Below are 17006 nucleotides of genomic sequence, written 5' to 3' on the forward strand. Positions count from 1 at the left end.
CAGCCGCCCCGGGCGGTGTTAATCAGAAAGGCGGTGGGCATCATCATAGCCAGCGCGTCAAAGCCCGCGCCGTGACGGACGATGACCTTGAGATTTGGATTGGCGTCGATGACCTCGCGGGTAATTTGGGTGATGCGGACGATCATGGCGTCCGGCTGATGTTCCTTCATGTCCGCCAAAACGTCCGCTGTCTCAAAACCGCGTCCGTCGATGATGGTGTGACCGGCGTTCTGCAGCAGAGCGCGGCCCTCGGACATGATCTCCTGAGGAAGAAGAATTTTCCATGCATGATAATTTACTCCTGATTCTCTCATCTTTTTACGTGATAGATGTCATCCATGATCTCGAATTCTTTATCTTCCAGCAGTTTATCGACCGAGCCACGTTTAGCTGTGCCATTCTTTGCAGCTTCCAGCGTGACCACGTCTGCCGCCTGAAAGACTTTAGCGTTCTCCAACACCTTGGCGGCGTCCTTGCGGGGAATGGTAACCACACCGTCAGGGTCACCCGGAATGATGTCTCCGGGATTGATGCTTACGTTGCCGCAGGCAATAAAAATACGTTTGCCAACAGGCATTAAAATTTCCTCCTCAGTATGTTCTTTTGCTTGCTTTTGTTATTACTTGCTCATTACAAGAAAAAATGCGGGCAAACGATGGCTTTTTAACCCGCGTTTCAATAGAACCAAATCACATTTGTGTATCTGCTACTGATTTTATAACATTAACCGTTCTGCTCAGCTGCTTCACGGGCCAGCATGTCCACCATTTCCTGGCGTTTGCCCTCCAGCATACGCCGCCAAGCGCCGGTATCAACAAACACATTACCAGTGCCATCGTTTTTCTCTGCCAGTGAATAAAAATCATATCCGTATGGCTTGGCATGACCTACGTGACTGGGAATCAACACATCCACGTGGGCATCTAGCACCCGATCAATGCTCTGGAGATAAATCTGGCGGGTTTCCATCGGCAGGTGCATCTTTGCCATCTCTGTTTTACTCAACACTAGTGCACCCAAGCCGCCATGCATAGCACAAACAACGGGTTTACCCTCGTGCTGCACGGTGATGAACAGGCTAGTAGTACCAGGGGTATGGCCTGGACAATGCACCGGTTTGATCTGAACATCGCCAAAATTCAGAGAACTGTTATAATCATAATAGTGGTCTATTTTAAAAGTGGGCACACTTTCTTCGTGGGAAATTAGATCACGGCGCTCCTTAAAGAAAAACGCATCGTCTTGGCCAATCCAAGTTTCGCAATCGCTCATTTCCTGAACATAGCGGGCTGCACCACAGTGATCAAAATAGCCGTGGCTCAGAAGCAGATATTTGATTTCATGGGGGTCAAAGCCCAGTGCACGAATATTGTCCACAAGCTGATAACATGTCTCCCTCATGGCACAGTCAATCAGCACGAGACCTTTCGCTGTCTTGAGCAGAAACACGGAAACCCAGCTGGTACCGACAAAGTAGAGATTCTCCATCACATGGAAGGGCTTCTGTGTGAGTTCCCACGGATTTTGCAGCCAACCCTCAATCCTTTCTAATTCTGACATTTTGTATTCCTCCTTAGACCGCAGTCTTGATTTGTTTATGTGCCTTCACCTGGCGAATAATTGTATTAACGATTAAAATAAAGGACAGCAGTAGAAACACGCAGCTAAAAGGATGGGTGAAGAATGGCCCAAAGCTGCCACGGCTGAGCTGCAAGGCTCGGCGCAAGTTGGTTTCGATCTGGTTGCCCAGTACAAAGCCCATGATAAACGGTGTACGGGGCAGATTAAACTTGGCCATCAGGAATCCGAATATACCAAACGCCAACAAACACCACACATCAAACATGCTACGGTTATTGGCAAATGCTGCCACGGCGCAGATGACTAGAACGATGGGGTACAGCATTTCACGCGGTACCTCGATGATTTTAGAGAATACAGGAATGCCAAAATATTCAATCACAATCATAACCACTGAGGAAACCAACATGGCTGCAAAAATCAAGTTAACAAGGTTGCCGCTTGTTTTAAACAGCAGCGGACCAGAAACCAATCCGTGAATGGTGAAGGCGCTTAGCAGCATGGCGGTTGGGCCATCGCCGGGGATGCCCAGAGCCAGCAGGGGAATCATCGCACCACCAATGGAAGCGTTGTTGGAGGTTTCGGAAGCAACAATACCATCCATAATACCGGTTCCAAACTTTTCGGGGGTCTTGGAACTCTTTTGCACGGCCACATAAGCAACCTGGTTAGCCAGAGAGCCGCCCATGCCGGGCAGGAATCCAATGAACAGACCGATGACAGAAGACATGAGAAAGTTTTTCGTTTGACCAAACAGCTCCGCAATAGAAAACCCAAAGCCCTTAATCTTCTCACGCTTGCGCTGCGTCAGTTCGTTAGGCAGAATAGGCTTCACTACGTTTAGCAAAATTTCAGTGGTGGCAAACATGCCCACAGCTGCCGAGGTCAGTGGAATGCCCTGCAGTAGACTGGTCACGCCAAAATCATAGCGGATTGCTCCATCAACAGGTGCCATACCAACCATGCAGAATGCCAGTCCAAGAAACGCAGAAGCCAATCCACCAAACACATCCTTGCTGCCTACGCTGGCAACCAGTACCAGCGCGAAGAAGGTCAAGGCGAAGTACTCGAAGGGTCCGAGTTTGACAGCCACAGAAGCCAGAGAGGGAGCTGCAAAAATCATGATAACCACGCTGAAAAGTGTGCCTAGGCAGCTGAAAACCACACCAATGCCCAGCGCGCGCTGTGCATGGCCGCTGGTTGCCATTGGGTTGCCATCGTAGCAAGTGGCAATGGACATGGCTGAACCAGGTATATTAATCAGAATGGCCGAAATCAGGCCACCGGAAACTCCGCCGATATACAAAGCAACCATAGTGACAAAAGCTTCATTGACATTCATGCCAAATGTCATGGGTAAAAACAAGCAGATTGCCATGGTGGCGCTCAGACCGGGGATGGCACCAAAAATAATGCCGATTGCAACGCCGACAAAGGTCAGCAGAAGCAGTTTGGGCGTAAAGAGCGCAATAAAGCCGCTGAGTAATGCCGCCATTAGTTCAGAACTCCTTTCAAAATGCCATCTGGCAGATGGACATAGACAAACTGACGAAAAATAAAATAGCAACCCACGGCTACCAAAATAGCAGCAATCACATAAGCCACAGGTTTCCACCCCTCTTTAGCGCTCATGAAAAACATGCTTGCAATCATGTAGATAATGGCGGCAGGGATAAACCCAATGGGTTCCATGAGCGCAATAAAAATCGTGATGCTAACTAGCGCGACAAAACCGCGTTCAAAACCCTGCACGGCGTCTGCCAGATCCTGACCAGTGGGTATGGTTTCACGGTTTTGCTTTGCATCCTTAAACCCGCGTAGTATCATAATGATGCCGATGGGAATCAGGGTTCCGAACACCAGTTGCGGGAAGAAACGGGCGGTATCCAGATTGGACACCGGTTCCTTCATAATTTTAATATTAAATGAAATGTAAAACAGGTATGCAGAAACAACACTCAAAAAAACTCCCAGCCAAACATTTTTATAGACGTAGTAGGCCCGAATGAATCTTTCTGAAAAAGAGTCGATTTTTTGTTTCATGATTTCCTCCAAAGGCTCTTATCGAGCACACTTTCACCAGAAAATATATACGAGGGCCCTACACCCCGCCTTGGGCGAAATGCAGGGCCTTGCTCGTGCCTTTTAAATATGCATAAACAAATTACTTGATGTAAGGAGCCAATTCTTCCGCGTATTGCTGAGCAATCGTCGTGGATTCCGAAACGGAGGGCATAGCATAAACAATGGCGTTCAACCCACGCATATCCTCCTTAAAGTTTGGATCAGCCCAAATCTTAGCCAAAATGGCGTTCATTGCTTCACAGGTATCCTCGGAGGTACCCTTAGGAGCCAACCAGATAGTCGGCTGCGAAACGAAGCAGAAATCCACGCCCTGCTCCTTGAAGGTCGGTACATCGGGAGCCAGTTCATAACGCTCGTTTCCGTCAATTGCGATGAAGCGGAAGTCTCCGGAATCCACATAAGCCTGTGCAGCTGTGGTATTTGTAATAATATAGTCAACTTGACCGCCCAGCAGAGCTGCATTGCGCTCACTGGTGTTGCCAACGTCCACATAGTACAGGTCGATGCCGGTCTTGGCAGCCAGAGCCTTTGCAAACAAGTAGGGCTGCCCGCTCATAGTAACGCCACCGGTCACTTTGGAATCAGGTGCTTTGGCGGCATCCAGCAAATCGTTGATAGTCTGATAGGGGGAATCGGCCTCAACGGCGATAACGGTGTTGTAGTTGCCCTCTATAAAGGCGACCATCGCATAGTCGGACCAGTCGTAGCTTAACGTACCGTCCTCTTTAGAGGTTAAGATCGTGGTGGTTCCATCGATGAAGTTGTAGCCGTCGGTATTGGCCTGGTGGGTCTGCTCATAGCCCGCAATACCTGTTTGGTTGGTAATGACGAAGGTCTGACCAGTCAGTTTGGTAAAATACTCGTTAACCAGACGAACCATGATGTCCGTGCCGCCGCCAGCAGCAGCAGCAGGGACCATGATATTTACAGGCTGTTTAGGCCAATCGAGATTAGTTGTGCTACTAGTGGAAGCTTGCGCGGAACTGCCAGAGGGAGTCTGAGCGGGACTGCCGGCAGAGGAAGTACTTCCAGAGTTGCCACAGCCAGCCAACGAAGCGGCTATTGCGGCGGCCATGATGAGACTTGCAAGTTTCTTCATTTTCATAATGTTTTCCCTTCCTTTTTTAAATGCATTGAGTTCTTTAAACCCACCTGAAGGCAAGTTCAAATTCGTTTTTATATCTCTTCAAAAAGTTCTATTAAAAGCTGATATCCCGATAGACGATCTCGCCGTTTTTTACAGTGAGAACAGGCCTCAGAGAAAGCTTCCCTGAACGGATTACACCATCTTTTTCGTAAAAAGGCCGATCACCGAAAGTATTGTTGCTATTCTCGGGCCGAAAAACCGCTACATCGGCTGCCGCGCCGGGTGTCAAAGTACCGATTTCACCAAGGCAGCCCATCCGTTTCGCAGGATTCAGGGTACAGCGGGTGATGACTTCTTCAAGGCTCAAACCCAGATACATATATTTGTTCAGCTGCATTGCTAGACTGAACGAAGTGGGACGCTGATACATACTGAGCACCGTCAGATCAGTGGCGATGATGTCGGGTAGAAACCCTTCCTTAATGGAAGGCTCGCTCACTTCAAAGGAGAAATGGGCGCGTGCATCAGCAGCCTCGAATACAACGCCCTTTTCTCGAGCGGACTTAGCTGCCGCGGACACATGACCACTCTCATCAAGAATCGTGGGACCAATATTCTGGTACATATGGGTAAGCACATCGCCGGGCCGTAAAATATCCAACAGCTCTTCCATAGGGCCTGGCGGATTGGTACAGTGCACCATAACCGGCACACCCAGAGAATTAGCCAACTTGACTGTTTCCCGTAGGGGCTCATAACCCAGTTCTCTGACGATATTTTTGCTGGTGCGGAGCTTTAAGCCCATCAGGCGATCCCCATACTTTTCAAAGCACGCGGCAATACGAGTTGGGTTGTAGTTGGCTGGATTCACATCCTCAACGATAGGCAAGCTTGCCAAACCAGAAGTGCAAACATTCAGCCAGCAAAAGATATTCAGTTTGCTGGTTTCCAGAAAGCTACGATGGAGCGGATAGGTGGAGCAGCCGGTGCTGCCAGCATCCACCACCGTGGTGACGCCTGCGGCAAAAGACACCGCCTCGGCTGGAATGCCGTTAGGTATAAGGGGATACAGGTGTACGTGGTGATCAATCAGGCCGGGCGTCACAATACAGTCAGTTGCATCCACTGTGAACTGAACATCACCTGAAAATTCTTTCGGTGAAAGAATTTTCCCGTTTTCAATAGCCACATCCTCCACCCGATCAATTCGGTTGGCGGGATCCAGAACCCTGCCGCCTTTAATAAGCAATACACCCATAAAATAAAACTCCCACCTTTCAACTGTTCTTTGGCTTAAACAATATGCAAAAACGTAACGGGTTTTATATATATGAAAATTTTTGTAACTAATTACATACCAAGATTACACCAAGTCTTTTTTTTGTAATACTTTGTTTAAGTTTTGTTATCAGCCACAATGAAGCGCTTAAAATTTATGCAACATTTACATATTTCTTTTTTATAAGTGTTGCTTCCACCTTAAATATTTTTTAAAAGGGTGTGTTTTTTAGAGCTGCTTTCTGGTATAGTAGTAGCATATTTTTCAGGAGGAGTTTTCACATAATGGATACGAGTTTAGCAGCATACGTACAACTGACCGCCATGCGGAAGCGGCTGCGCAACGTACAAATATTATTTATCACACTTCTTGTTATTGCCAGCTTTATGCTTTTCGTCAGTTATGCATTTTCCGCTTTTATGTATGCTATTGCTTTGGCGTTTTACTATTTCTATCTACGTCCCCATCTCAAAGAGTATGGTCTACGCTTCGCGGCGGAGCGCACCCGCTTTGGACTTTGTCCTTCTTTGGCGCATTATCGTGATACGCCAAAAGGCCTCTGGTCTGAGGACGATATTGCCAGCTTGAAGCTGCTCCCAATTCGGCGTGAACGTCAAGGATTGGTTTGCCGTCATGGTTTCAGCGGTGAAGTTGATCAAATGCAGGTGCAGGGTTCCGAGGTCACATTTCACTATGCACTCCACAATACCAAAGGTAACCCTACCTATCGCTTTCTTTCGGGTATGATTGTTGCTGTGCGCCGACAGCAGCCTGGAAGTGGCGACTGGCTTCTGCTCCAAAACGATCTGGTAGAGGAACCAGCGCTAAGCGAATTCTTGCAGGATGCGGGTTATGTGCCCGTGGAAGATGACCTGGGCATTTTATCCGATACCTGCCGGCTCTATAGCTGTGACACCGATTTTGCCATTGGAAAAGCACTGGTCAAGCGGATTAATGCGCTGCTAACTGTCGCTCCCAGTACGGGAGCAATTCGCTTTACACCACAAGAAACCATCGTCTTTTTATCCAAGCGCTTTTTTGCCTATACTATTGGCACCCGCATAGTGATAACGGAGGAAATGCTTAGGTCTAATCCATTGCCTGAGTTTGAGTCGATTCTGGCGCTTGCCGCTTATCATGATTAAGTCGATGTTTATTGCTGAATCTTAAAACGTTAAATAATAATTACTGTTGCTAAATGTATTGCAACAGTAATTTTATTCACGGCAAAGTGACTGTACGCCAATCATTATCTTTTAACACACCGGACTCGGACTCTGGCGTGCTAGTTAAAGCACCACGCATATGCGTGGTGCTTTAACTGTTGAACCTGTACCTTATAGGTTGGTTTTTTCTAGTGATGTAGCGTATTTTTTTAGGACTATTTTAAGAACTTTTCAACAGTGACTACAATTTAGGTATTTGTAAGAGTAAGTAAGAACAAAAGAAAAGCGCTCAAAAATCACTAAAGCAGTGATTTTTGAGCGTTTTTGAGTGGTCTGGTAATTGTAGATGTGAGCTTATCAGCATTCGTAAAGTCAATTATATGCGGATTTATAACAGGTATATTCAGCCGATTTTGCCCTGATTTCATGGAAATCAGGGCAAAAAGCAAACAGGATAGCCTTTTACTTTCGTAAAAAACAATCCTGTCCTGTCTGGTCCGAGTGTTTTTACGGCATTTATTCAAGAAAACCAGCAATATCAATGGCTTACGGTCAGTTATGAAGCAGTATTTACACTTGAATTTAATGGCTTTAGCCGCTGAAAAAGATATATGAAGAATTTACTGGTATTTTCAATGAGTAACTATTGACATTTATTACGTATAGTGATATATTACAGTAAACGTATTAATGTGGGTGGTGGTTCAAATTAGGGATAATATAAAAGGCGGCGCTTTGACGGAAACAACATTTCTTGTCCTGTTGGCTGCATATAGACCTAATCATGGATATGGGATTATGCAGTTTATTGAAAAGGAAACGAATGGACGGGTTGTTTTAGGGGCTGGCACTTTGTACGGCGCGATCAATGCCTTGATAAAGAAAAAATGGATTGCCCCTTTTGGCAATGAAGCTGATAGCAGAAAGAAAGAGTATATTATAACCGATACCGGAAGGCAGAAAGCGCAAGAAGAGTTAACGCGTATGGGCAAAGTATGTGAATTGGCCTCGACAATTATTAAGGGGGAGAAAAGCAAATGAGTAAAACAGTATTTCGATACTTTTTTGATTTTTTGGATGGACAGAAAAAATGGTTGAACAGCATGGCTGAGCAAGGTTACCGCTTAAAGAAATCTGGAAGGATGACCTATACTTTTGACGATTGTAATCCAAACGAATATGAATATACCGTAGAGTTTATTGCGGAGAAATCATATTCCAAAGGAAAGGATTACCGCGGGTATCTGGAAAGCATGGGGTTTCGCACTTTTACTAAAAACATCAACCTAAATTTTTCTTATGGCAAAATAAAATGGCGCCCCTACGCAAAAGGCATGGGGCAGATTGCGACCTCTCCCGGCGGGTTCAACAAAGAGCTTTTGATTTTAGAAAAAAAGCGAGACGGAAAACCCTTTGAATTACACACAGATGTGCGCGATAAGTTGGACACTTACAAGACGGCTAGACGTGCCTATGTATGGGCTGTCCTCTTGATGTTTGGCTTAACTGCCATAACATTTGTTCCCGATAGTTCTTCGGTGTCCATTCCCATGACATGGGTTATTAGAACTGTTATACTATTCTTTGGAATTCTGTTTGCTATCCCAACGGTGAAATATTCATCATTAGTTAACCAGTTAAAAGAAGAAAGTAAAACCTTTGAATAAACAAGACAGCAATATGTATCCATACTTTGAAAAAACAGAAATTCAATACTGGTTCATCAAGAAACCTAACTTAGACAGTTCACTAGGCAATCCTATAAGATTTAATTCACATGCGAGTGTTCTTACAGCATCTATGATCTGTGAACCCATAAATACAGACAAAACGAAGGACCGACGATTCAAAATCGTCGGTCCTTCGATGGCGGAGAAGGAGGGATTTGAACCCTCGCTGTGTTTATCCGCACTACTCCCTTAGCAGGGAGCGTTTTCCAATTGTGCCGCAATGGATTGCGACGTTTTTTACTTTACCGTGTCCTTTATAGAACAGCCTTTTTTAGGATTGTATAGGACTTTATTGAGCCGCCCTTTGTCCGCTATTATGACATCGTGCGCTACCGTTTTTTTCTGATCCTTGGACTTAAACTTTACACCGCCCGTGGGATAGCCAAAATGACCAGCCAGGATGTTGTAAGTTAAATGTAAAATGTTAAAATTAACATAGAAATTTTATTATCCGCCTCCACTACGGCTGGAGGGATATCTCTCCAAGTGATTTAGCAAAAAAATTGTAAAATTTAGGTGAATTGGTTCTGTTTGCAGGGATCCCTCCATTGGACAGGGTTAAAAAATTATATTGCGTTTTTTATCGCTTTGGATATAATTATATAAAGGGATAGTTTACATAGAAAAGGGCTTCTATAAGAAAGAGAGTGCGACAATGTTTAAAAAATTCATTTCAAGTTTGCAGGTAAGACTCAGCATTATAATTCTACTGTTTTCATTGTGCCCTCTAATTTTGGTTTCTGCAATTTTTATTAATTCCACGGCACAAACCATCTTATCTGAGCAGAAAAGCGCATCAAATCGGCAACTCGAAATGTTCAATAATAGCATTGATTCAATTTTTGCGGATCTGTTAAATAATGTTAGTGAATTTGCAAATGAGGCCATCGTGAAACAGGCCGATAGCACTTTGACAAGTTATGTAAACAGCAATGGAAATATTAAAATGGCTCCAAGCCAAAATGGCGATGTGGAAAAAGCAATCTATCAGCGCTTTAAAGAATTTGGAGAAACACACCTTAATTATCAATATGTCTATATGGGCACTGAATCAGGGGGATACATACAATATCCAGAGGGGAATATGGATGGTCCCTATGATCCCAGACAGAGGTCATGGTATCCGAATGCAATGAAAAATCCGGATAAAGCAGTATTGGGGGCGCCTTACTATTTTGCAACCGATGATATTGTTATTATAGGTGGCTCTCAGGCTCTGAAAGACCAAAGTGGAAAGATAATCGGCGTTGTTGCTTTGGATATGAGCTTGGATAAGATCACACAACTGGTAAAACAAGCAGGAACAGATGTAAAAGGGTATTTTACCATTATTGATGACAGCGGAACCATTATTGCGGATCCTAGTAATGACGCGAATAACTTTAAAAGTGTTGAAGAGGTATACGGAATCGGTGTCAGCACACTTATTTCATCTGGCGCAGATTATAATGAAACTGAAATAAACAACAAAACTTACCTGATTAAATCTATAAAAAGTGAAGATACAGGCTGGAGTTATGTAGCATTGCTGGATAAAGGCAGCCTATTAACCCCCGTTAGGAACTTAATCAGTCTGGCAATTACTATCATATCGATTATCTCAATATCTGCCGTTCTAATTGGTGTTTTTATCAGCAGAAAAATCTCAAAGCCAATTAAGGAAGTATCTCAGGTTGCGCTTAAAGTTGCAAACGGGGATTTTTATGTAAATATAAAAACCAAGGCAAGCGGCGAAGTAGGCGAGTTGATCGATGCTTTTAAGCGAATTGGAATTACATTGGTTGAATATAAGGAGTATATTCAAGAAATATCACAGATTCTCAATAGTATTGCAGATGGTAAAATGTATTTTGAATTAAAGCAAAAATACATTGGTGAGTTTTCAAAAATTAAGGATTCCTTGCTGAACATATCGGATAATCTTTCTGCTACCATTCAAAATGTTAAGTCCTCGTCCGTACAAATTGCATTGGCATCGAACCAGGTTTCTGCGGGCGCGCAGGCACTTGCCCAAGGAGCTACTGAGCAGGCGAGCAGTATTGAAGAACTTTCTGCGTCTATTATTGAAATTTCAACACGCATAAACAATACTGCAAATAATGCCGAACTTGCACATACAGAGGCTATATCTACAGATGAAGCAGTAATCGATAGCAATAACCAAATGGAAAAAATGAAAACTGCTATGAATAACATCAATGCGAAATCAGCAGAAATCGGCAGAATTATTAAAACAATTGATGATATTGCTTTCCAGACAAATATCCTCGCGCTAAATGCAGCAGTTGAAGCTGCGCGGGCAGGCAGCGCTGGGAAAGGATTTGCTGTTGTTGCGGATGAAGTTAGAAACTTGGCGCAGAAGTCAGCAGAGGCTGCAAAGACGACAAGCGATCTCATTGAAGAAACCGTACAAGCCGTTGAACAGGGTGCAAAAATTGTAGATGGAAACGCACAATCTATGAAAAACGTGGTAGAAGGTTCCAAAAAAGTTCAGGCTTTTGTAAAAGAAATAGCGCAAGCTTCTAAAGAACAATCAGAAGCTGTGTCACAGATTACAATAGGTGTTGATCAAATTTCCTCGGTCATTCAAAACAACAGTGCAACGGCTGAAGAAAGTGCAGCGGCAAGCGAAGAGCTTAGCAGTCAGGCTAAAATGCTGCAGGACCATATGGAACAGTTCCAATTGCGGAAAGGCCAAATAGATCATTTGTCTGAGTCCATGAGGGAAGACATTATAGATTCAAGTAAGAATCCCGCGAGCGCAGGAAATAAATACTAAAATATACGATATACGTTGCTCCGCCTAGTTATTGGAAGTCAGGGAGGATGCTTCAGGAAATTCGGTTTCAAGATCGATAGAGTCGAGCAAGTTCTCTTTTTAATAGCAAGGTGCGTCCGATTATGTGTGGTGTGTTTCCGCTCACCATTGTAGAGGTGCCAGCGGGTACAAAAAAACAACTGCCTTCACTGCAACCTTACAGTATAATCAAGTGATTCCACCTTTTCTGAACCGATTAATTCCCATAGCTGTGTTGGAAAAGCCACGTATGCCGTTGCTGTCGAAACGGGCATCGCAATCGGGACGGTAACACATGGCACCGCCAACGGGATTCCCGGCGAAACCATAACACTCAACATCTTTACTATTTCACCATGCCCAATGCCGCCGTCCCCATCAGCGCGGCGTTTGGAAAAATCCATACCGTTACTTTTAATCAAAACGGAGGAAGAACATCCGCAAGTGCAGTGAGCACAACGGCGATTGTCGGCGGCACAGCCGCGTTGCCGACGACGAACCCCCACCCGCACTGGGTATACCTTTGCGGGCTGGAACACGACGGCGAAGTAAGCGTGAGATGGACAAAAAATAAACAATGCAAAAGGAAGGGCCGGCGTCTGCCGGCCCTTCCTTTTGCTCCGTCTCCTTCAGATAGCTGCCATAGTTGAATTCATTTTCCAAGGCCGGGGTCAAGCAAGATAAATCCATATCGTTTTACCTGAACTTGTACTTTACAGATTGGTCCTTTCTAGTTCTGTAGAGTGTTTTTAAGGACTTTCTTTAGATTTTTTCAATAATGGCTGCTGGTTCCTTTATCGGCAGAATTATTGTATAATAAAAAACAGTGATGCGTTTTTGGCTGCTTTTACTTTTTTCAATATGAATGCTACGGCAGGAAAAATCGCCTTTGTTCAATTGAGTATAAATAATAGAAAAGTGACTTGAAAAATTGAGGTGATGGCGTGAAAAACTTGCCGATCAGAATTGGGGCGTGCGTTCTTGTACTAATAGCGATTCTACCTGCTGTTTGTTTTGCTTCTCCAAAATCAAAAAGTGAAACAACCGGAGGTATAAGCTTTTCCTATTTTGAGGACACCAAGGGACAACTGAGCATAAGCGATATTGAAAACGTTGATCTGACAGGTGAATTTACACAAATAGATGGTACAAATTTTGCATTTGGAAGAAGTCACTCAACCTATTGGATCAAAATTCCAACAGACGACCCACAGTATCTGAAAGAATATACTGCCCTTTTCTGCCCCAATATTCAGAATGTACAGCTATACACACCCTCGGAAAACGGCTATGAAGTACGTTATTCGGGTTGGGCAAACAGTTCTGTAAGAAATGACGAACGTCTGGCATATCCGGTGTTTCGATTGGATCCACATACCCTTGGCGAGAAACCCATTTATATGAGAATTGAATCCTGCTATTCACATAACTATACGCTGGAGTTTTATACACAAAAGGAATTGAACCAGGTCAGGATCATAGAGTTTTGTTTGTACAGCTTTTTCTTTGGGATGCTGATTTCGGTTGTTCTTATGAATTCAATTGCATATTTTAGAATGAAAAATAAGATCTTTATGGCATTTTCAATTTGTATCTTACTGCTTACCATTCATCAAAGCATTAATTATGGAATGCATAATATTCTAATGCCGGAACATTCCTATGTGTTCATGAGCTTATCGATTGAAATTGGACTGCTGTTTATTGTTTCAATCATCGTTTTTTTTGGGATTTTTTCCGATGTTAAAGCTTACAGCAAGCGGTATTATAAGTGCTTATTGATCTTTATTGCAGCCTGCCTTCTGGATTACCCTGTTTGCTTTATGGACAAGGTGGCGGCAAACTTTTATGGACATTGCCTGACAATTATTGTTCCAATAGTTATTTTGTATTTTTCTTTTAGGATGCAAAGAGCGGGTCATAAGGAACAGCGCTTGTTTATGCTCGGATGGGGATTGACAATCCTGTTGTATACGGCGTCCATGCTTGTTTGCGAAGGCATGATTCAGATTGGTTTTTTATCGTTTCATCTCCCCATCGAGCTGATTGTTATGCTAGCCGTTTCCGTAGTTTTTACCATTGCCATAGCTGAGCATGTCAGACAGATGCAATTGGAAAGTCAGCAAATTCGTCAGCAGTATCAGACTGTAACTGAGCAAGTGAAGATGACGGAAGTGGCACTGATGCAGACGCAGATTAAACCACATTTCCTTTATAACACGCTAACTGCTATTGAGCAGCTTTGCGAAGTAGACAGTCAAAAGGCGCAAACGGCAATCGCTGACTTCGCGAATTATCTTCGGACCAACATTGATTTTTCAACCGAGACGCGATTGATTCTTATTGAGAAAGAACTGGAGAACGTAAAGCAGTACCTATCGCTGGAGCAAATACGTTTTGAAGATCGGCTGAATGTTACATACGACATAAAAGCCGGCGGGTTTATGGTGCCGCCTTTGGTGATACAGCCAATCGTTGAAAACGCGGTGCGGCACGGTGTGACGAAAAAGCCGGAGGGCGGCACGGTGAGTATTTCGGTTGAAGAAACCGAAACAGCCTATACAATCACTGTATCGGATAACGGGATGGGGTTTGCCCCGGAAAGCATCGATCAAAATGGCAGAGGCCATATCGGGATCTGCAATGTAAGAGAGCGCCTTGCCCGGATGTGCCACGGGACGCTGGAAATTAGCAGCCAATTAGGAGCTAATACAACCGTTGTAATCATGATACCAAAGGAGACTGAAAATGAACCTAATTGAGGTTGATGATGAAAGGCTCGCGTTGAAAAATTTATTTCCAAATTGAAAAAAGTTCAGCCGCAGGCTGAAATCAGAGGATTTACGAGCCCCATGACAGCTTTGACTGAAATTCAAAACGGATTTCAGCCTGACATAGCCTTTCTTGATATCGAGATGTCTGGCATGAACGGAATTGAACTGGTTTGTGTGCTGCCATAAATTTCGCAAGCCTCCCTACTTATAATGAAAAAATAGAATCACAGTTTACACCAAAAAATGATGGTAATTAAGTGTTCTGACTCTTTTTATGAATCGGAGATTTTTTGTTTTGCATACAAGCAATCACAAAATATGTGAGAGGGGTGATACATTAGCTCAACTAAAATTCAAAAACGCAAACAGATTAAAATATGTCTTGAATTTTGACTTCGCCATTACAATATCCAGCGTGTACATTGTGATTTAATATTCTCATACCGCCGGAAAAACGCAATCTTTATATAACCCCATAAAAAGCGGACAGCAGTGTAAACTGCTGTCCGCTCTGCCCCTGTACTACTTACTTTTAATAAATATGGTGTCTAAATATACAGGAAATCTGAACCACCCGTGGCAAACTTTTAGAGAAGAGGGCTGTTTTTTAAACGACGACTTCTATAAACCGGTTCAAAATTGTCGCGACCTCCGCACGCGTCGCGGTATCTTTCGGCGCAAAGCTTCCGTCGGTTCGCCCGACGATGATACCGTTCTGACGGCAGTACTTCACCGCATCAATTGCCCATGCGTGAACATCGTCCAAATCCGAATAGGTTAGCTCCGTGGCCGAAGCCTCACCGGAAACTCTCATGAACTCCGCAAAGCGGTACAGGATCGCCGCCATCTCCTCTCGGGTAATTTTACGGTTCGGCGCAAACTGATTTTGTTTAATACCTAAAATGATACCGTTTTTCTGGGCCCAGAGCACGTACGGCTTATAATACTTGCCGTCTGGGACATCCGCAAATGTCTCTCCAGTTACCGTAATCGGACCGTAGCTTCGTTCGTAAAGACGACCGATGACTGCGGCGAACATAGCGCGCGTCATGCCGCTGTCCGGTGAGAAAGTATTTGCATCCGTCCCCACAAATAGTTCGCGCTGGGTGACGAAATCAATATAGGATTTTGCCCAGTGGCCTGACGTGTCGGTAAAGTTCTTCGGATTCGGTGTAAAGAGTACCGCCTTGCCCTTTGGCGCGATATAGTTCATCTTGCCAGATGCATCCGATGCAAATCCAACGAACACTTTGCTGCCGCTATTGTCAAGATAGTACGGCAGTCCCTCCGCCTTTACGAAAACGGCGCGGATCGTATGCGCTGTATCCATCTTTTTAAAAGTATAGCTGCTCACTGCGCCAACACTTTTCCCGTCGATCAGAACATCCGAAATCGCATAGCCTTCATCCGGAGTAAATGTAAAGGTCTTATCGGCGCCCTTTTCGATGCGGACACTGCCGGACGGACTTATACGGCCGCCTTTGCCGGTCGAAACCGTGACGGAATAGCTCTGTCCGGAGTCTGAATCGGAACCCGAATTGGAGCTAGGACTGGGTGTACCTCCCTCCGTATATCCGATGGCATAAGCGCTGAAGAATTTTGCGTGCAGGGTCAAATAGGTCTTGTCCGCACTGACTTCAATATATTCGACTGCATTTGCCGTTGTTGTAATCGCTTCCGTCTTTTTCGTGCCGTCGTAATCATGGATGCGGTATACCACATAATTACTCTTGCCCTGAAGCTCCTCCGGAAGCGGTATTATAAGTGTGATCGGATTTTGAAGTTTAGTAATCGGGGTCTTTCCTTTAATTGCTCCGCTACTATCCGTGACCGTCTTCTCCATGGCTACGTCGAGGACGATTCCGGATTTGTATCCGTCCGAACTCATCTCCGCGACCACGGTATTCCGGTCCTCCGAACTGTCGTCCTTTTGCACGGTCAATTTTATTTTTACCGTGCCGCCTTTAACAACGGCTTCCTCATCGTCATCGTTATAGGCCATTTTGTCTTTTTCAAAAAGATCGTTGAGCCCTTTTTCCACCACGTCTGGTGTGCCCGTCCCTACTATATCAACCTCAGAACTCTTATTTCCCATAGGCAGGGTAATCTGGCCGGCGTATTTATAATCGCCGCTGACCGAGATGTACAGCGTGACCGTCTGGTTATCCTTTGTAACCACGATGTTATAGTTGCCAGCGGGTACGCCTGTTATGGTGAATTTGCCCTTATCATCCGTCAGGACGGCTGCACCGAACTGTGTATTTCCCATCATCATCTTCACCGTGGCGCCTTTTACAGCCTTGGAGTCCTCATCCCCCACGATGCCGCTCACGCTGTATGTATCCTGCACCCACTTTGCATACAGTGTCATATCTCCGGTGATGGTGTCGAGGCTGAAATTCCACGTATTCATACATGTGATTTCCTGATACCAACCGACAAAAATATAACCGCTTCTTTGGGGTGCTGTGGGGGCCGCTGTCCCTTTGCCCGTGTTAACACTTTGC

The 17006-nt window shown here is 44.7% G+C and carries 13 protein-coding genes and 1 pseudogene; 6 read left to right on the forward strand and 8 right to left on the reverse strand.

The window, feature by feature from the left end; translation table 11 throughout:
* From RT018_RS14050 to RT018_RS14080, 7 genes and pseudogenes are all read right to left on the reverse strand, one after another.
* Positions 1-257: pseudogene (locus tag RT018_RS14050) on the reverse strand (hypothetical protein); the annotation flags it as partial.
* A 53-nt stretch (positions 258-310) separates the two neighbouring features.
* Positions 311-577, reverse strand: a complete 267-nt coding sequence (locus tag RT018_RS14055; RefSeq protein ID WP_397360388.1) for a hypothetical protein — start codon at positions 575-577, stop codon at positions 311-313.
* Positions 578-723: 146 nt separating this feature from the next.
* On the reverse strand, positions 724-1560 hold the full coding sequence (locus RT018_RS14060) for an MBL fold metallo-hydrolase (RefSeq protein WP_312942919.1): 837 nt from the start codon (positions 1558-1560) through the stop codon (positions 724-726).
* A gap of 13 nt (positions 1561-1573) precedes the next feature.
* Complete coding sequence (locus tag RT018_RS14065) at positions 1574-3076, reverse strand: tripartite tricarboxylate transporter permease (RefSeq protein WP_312942920.1); 1503 nt, start codon at positions 3074-3076, stop codon at positions 1574-1576.
* Entirely contained in the window at positions 3076-3624 is a 549-nt protein-coding gene (locus tag RT018_RS14070) for a tripartite tricarboxylate transporter TctB family protein (RefSeq protein ID WP_312942921.1), read from the reverse strand. Before RT018_RS14070 ends, RT018_RS14065 begins: the two co-directional genes overlap by 1 nt.
* A gap of 121 nt (positions 3625-3745) precedes the next feature.
* The gene (locus tag RT018_RS14075) at positions 3746-4546 is read right to left on the reverse strand and encodes a tripartite tricarboxylate transporter substrate binding protein (protein WP_312942922.1); all 801 of its coding nucleotides are present in this window, start codon (positions 4544-4546) and stop codon (positions 3746-3748) included.
* A 319-nt stretch (positions 4547-4865) separates the two neighbouring features.
* The gene (locus RT018_RS14080; RefSeq protein ID WP_312942924.1) at positions 4866-6011 is read right to left on the reverse strand and encodes an amidohydrolase family protein; all 1146 of its coding nucleotides are present in this window, start codon (positions 6009-6011) and stop codon (positions 4866-4868) included.
* A 305-nt stretch (positions 6012-6316) separates the two neighbouring features.
* Between RT018_RS14080 and RT018_RS14085 the strand changes: the two genes are divergently transcribed.
* The 6 genes from RT018_RS14085 to RT018_RS14105 all read left to right on the forward strand — a co-directional run bounded on the left by RT018_RS14085 (position 6317) and on the right by RT018_RS14105 (position 14487).
* Positions 6317-7177: a hypothetical protein gene (locus tag RT018_RS14085; RefSeq protein ID WP_312942925.1), complete on the forward strand. Its 861-nt coding sequence runs from the start codon at positions 6317-6319 to the stop codon at positions 7175-7177.
* A gap of 729 nt (positions 7178-7906) precedes the next feature.
* The gene (locus RT018_RS14090; protein ID WP_312942932.1) at positions 7907-8239 is read left to right on the forward strand and encodes a helix-turn-helix transcriptional regulator; all 333 of its coding nucleotides are present in this window, start codon (positions 7907-7909) and stop codon (positions 8237-8239) included.
* The gene (locus RT018_RS14095) at positions 8236-8865 is read left to right on the forward strand and encodes a DUF2812 domain-containing protein (RefSeq protein WP_312942926.1); all 630 of its coding nucleotides are present in this window, start codon (positions 8236-8238) and stop codon (positions 8863-8865) included. The genes RT018_RS14090 and RT018_RS14095 overlap by 4 nt, the downstream gene beginning before the upstream one ends.
* A 718-nt stretch (positions 8866-9583) precedes the next feature.
* Positions 9584-11707, forward strand: coding sequence for a methyl-accepting chemotaxis protein (locus RT018_RS14100; RefSeq protein WP_312942927.1), 2124 nt, complete (start codon positions 9584-9586; stop codon positions 11705-11707).
* A 483-nt stretch (positions 11708-12190) separates the two neighbouring features.
* Positions 12191-12277, forward strand: a complete 87-nt coding sequence (locus RT018_RS15880) for a hypothetical protein (RefSeq protein ID WP_397360394.1) — start codon at positions 12191-12193, stop codon at positions 12275-12277.
* Between the two features lie 392 nt (positions 12278-12669).
* A complete protein-coding gene (locus RT018_RS14105; protein WP_312942928.1) occupies positions 12670-14487 on the forward strand; it encodes a histidine kinase in 1818 nt (605 codons plus the stop codon).
* A 619-nt stretch (positions 14488-15106) separates the two neighbouring features.
* On the opposite strand, the gene RT018_RS14110 is transcribed toward RT018_RS14105, so the two are convergent.
* Positions 15107-17006: S-layer homology domain-containing protein (locus RT018_RS14110; protein WP_312942929.1), on the reverse strand; the 1900-nt coding region annotated here is incomplete at its 5' end.

The organism is Oscillibacter sp. (assembly GCF_032060045.1).
In the GTDB taxonomy this organism is placed as follows: Bacteria; Bacillota; Clostridia; order Oscillospirales; family Oscillospiraceae; genus Oscillibacter.